The organism is Candidatus Hydrogenedentota bacterium (genome assembly GCA_019695095.1).
Lineage (GTDB): Bacteria > Hydrogenedentota > Hydrogenedentia > Hydrogenedentales > SLHB01 > JAIBAQ01.
In genome coordinates, this window is the sequence record JAIBAQ010000373.1 from 1 (window position 1) to 2,999 (window position 2,999).

1 protein-coding gene is annotated in these 2,999 nt (G+C 57.8%); it reads left to right on the forward strand.

Translation table 11 applies throughout. The annotated features are described in order from the left end of the window. Positions 1-63 precede the first annotated feature (63 nt). On the forward strand, positions 64-2,999 hold a 2,936-nt coding region (locus K1Y02_26535), incomplete at its 3' end, for a hypothetical protein (GenBank protein ID MBX7259940.1).

Consider the following 2,999-nt stretch of genomic DNA (forward strand, 5'->3'; position numbering starts at 1 on the left):
ACATGATACGATTCGTTCGCGGCCGCGAGGACAGCGGCCCTGACCGAAGGAATAAGTTTCACTATGCATTATCTCGCCCGTGCCCTGACGCTCTTCACGATGTTTGTACTGCTGATGCCCGTTGCAGGGGCACAGGATCAACCGGCCTCCGCGCCCCCCCCGGAAAACCTCTACCAAACCGATCTTCTCTCCTTTCCGGGGCCTTGGGCGTTCGAGCTGGGCAAGTCCGGTATCATCCTTGTGGAAGACCAACAATTGGATGACCTCACCGACCCCGACAAGGAGGTGGATCTCGGACTCACCGGCACGCCAAACGTAACCACGTTACGCGCAATTTGCGAACGTGCCCAGGCGGCCAAACAGCGTACGCTTATTCTCGCGTTCGATCATTTCTTCAGCCAATACCGAGGCGGCGTAAAGGATGCCGTACGCAAATACATGCCGGATCGCGATGCAACAATCGAGCGTATTGCGAAAATCAGCGGATTCGCGCAGCAATACGGGCTGGGGCTCGAATTGAGCCTCCTCAGTCCGCTTGAGATTGGATCAGGCTATCGCGATGCGACGGGCGAGTCGGGTATGTGGCTGCATTACCGGAAAGGTCTGCGCGACGCCACAACGGGCACGTACAGCGTGCAGTTGTGGCGCAACACGCTTTGGTCCAACAACAAAGGATCCTTCAACCTTGAAGATGCGGGAGTGCGAGTCTTTGCCTTCCGTCAACGCAACATTGGCGGCACGCCGTTTGTCGCCGTGAACCCGGACGAAATCGTGGAAATCTCCGATACGGCGAAGGTCGACGTTTGGCCCGGCGCGCTGGTTAAACAGGGCGATTTTTCCGCGGTTCGCGTCCGTATCCACGGGGAAGGACGCGCGGATATCGGCCCCCTTGACCGGGTCCTCGTGGTGCAACAATATCGCACGCCGGAGATGGATTACTTCAGCCCGAACGCACTCCCGTTTCTGACGGGGTTGATGGACAAATACCTGAACGCCGGCGTCAAATTGAACGCCCTCTACTCGGACGAAATGCACATCCAGCAAGACTGGCACTACTTCACTCACCACGACAATGGCGAGTTCGCATTGCGCTATGTGACGCCTAACCTTTCTCGTGAGTACGCAGCCCGGTACGGCGCGGCATACGCCGACCTCGCCAAGTACATGCTGTTTTTCACCTATGGTCAAGAAGACACATCCAATACTATTGACGCTAAGAACGGGATTTCCCACGTGTTCGGTGACAGCCCGGAAGATATCCGCAAGACTGCATTGTTCCGCGCGCGCTACTTCCACCTGCTGCAAGATTCCGTCGTCGACCTGTTCGCCAAGACTAAACGCTACACCGAACAACGAATTGGGTATCAATTGGAAGCCCGCGCCCACGCGACCTGGGCACAAAGCCCAACCATCGACAAGTGGGAAGTAGGAAGGCAAAACCACCCCAGGAACCAATACGAGTACACCTCAAACTTCATCTGGTCCAACACCGTTCAACAAGCCTCCGCAGCGTGCTATGACTACTTCAAATGGGGCGATTTCCTCACTGGAAACGGCAATGACCACGCAGAAGGCGGCTGGCTCGATCGCGACTATTACGGCCTGATGCTCGCCTGCTCAACAGGGATCATCAATCGGGTCCCCTATTCGTATGGCGCGCATTGGGGAATGCCCAACGAATTGTCCCGGCGTCGACAGTCCCTTGTGAACGTCTTCGGCGCGGCGGCGTCGCCCGACTTCGCTATCGTCGAAGATGCCCAACATCGAGACGTGAATGTGCTCATGCTGTATCCAATAGACCTGGTCAGCGTCGAGGAACGGTTCGGTAGCTGGATGACGCAGTATGCCTATACAAACCTTATTACTCCCGCGAAACTCCTCGAACTCGGTCGGGTCGAGGGCAACAGCATATCCATCTGTGGTCGCCATTTCACGACGCTGGCCACGCTTTTCGAACCCTTCCCGTCCAAGGCCCTGCTGGCCTTGATGCAACAGTTCGTGGAAGGTGGCGGCCGTCTCATTTGGTCCGGTCCACCGCCCGTCCTCACGGCGGAGGCCGAAAATACGCTGGATGCATGGCAGCAGGCCGTCGCAGTAGACTACAAGCCGGGCTTGGATGAAGGTCAGATCGCTCCTGGGCGCGTTGTCAGCTTTGAAGGTCCGCTCTCCGCAGTTCCGTCTCAGACCATACTCACAGACTTTCTTGTCGACCGCATCTATCCCGTTACGCCAAAGGAAGGTGCAACTGTGGTGGCCCGCGTCGGCAACGATGTCGTCGGTACACACCGTGCATTGCCTTCCGGCGGCTCCATTACGTTCCTCGGATTCCGGCCTCGCGACGATCAATCCGCAAGCCTCGGCTATGAAACCCGAACCTGGTTTGCCACGCTGGACGCGCTTGGCGCTTACCCGGGAACCGGGAAATTCACGGACACTACTGACAATACGGAATACCTGTCCCGGACAACGGATTACCTCGCATGCCGGTTCCCAAACGGCACCGTCGCCATTACCAATCACCTCAAGAGCACCTTGGAAGATTGGCCCGGCGGCTTCGCACGCAAGGATGAGCAGGACAGCGAATACCTGCGGCGCGTCCCGCCCCCCTCCGAGACTCTCAAGTTGCGCGATTTGAAGGTCAACGGCCATACCGTCACCTACGACGGGGAACAGGCAGTGGCATTTCGACAAAACGAAAACGGCGTCCTGCAGGCGTTCTCCGGCAGCCAGTGTGCCAGCATTGTCTTGGACGGAAATAACATTAGCTTCGCCTCGCAACCGATGGCCGCCATCAGTTGGGCACCCGTTACGTCCAATCGTCGTGTACCCGGCGGTGCAGTCCTGATCATCCATCCGGTCGGAACAGCCGAACTTCAAATTCCCGCGCCTGAAATCACAAGTACGGCGCAACTCTACGCAGAGGGACAGACCCGCGGCACGCGCGGCGCATCTGTGCCTTGCACCGTCCAAGATGGTGTCTTGCGATTCACGGTTACCCC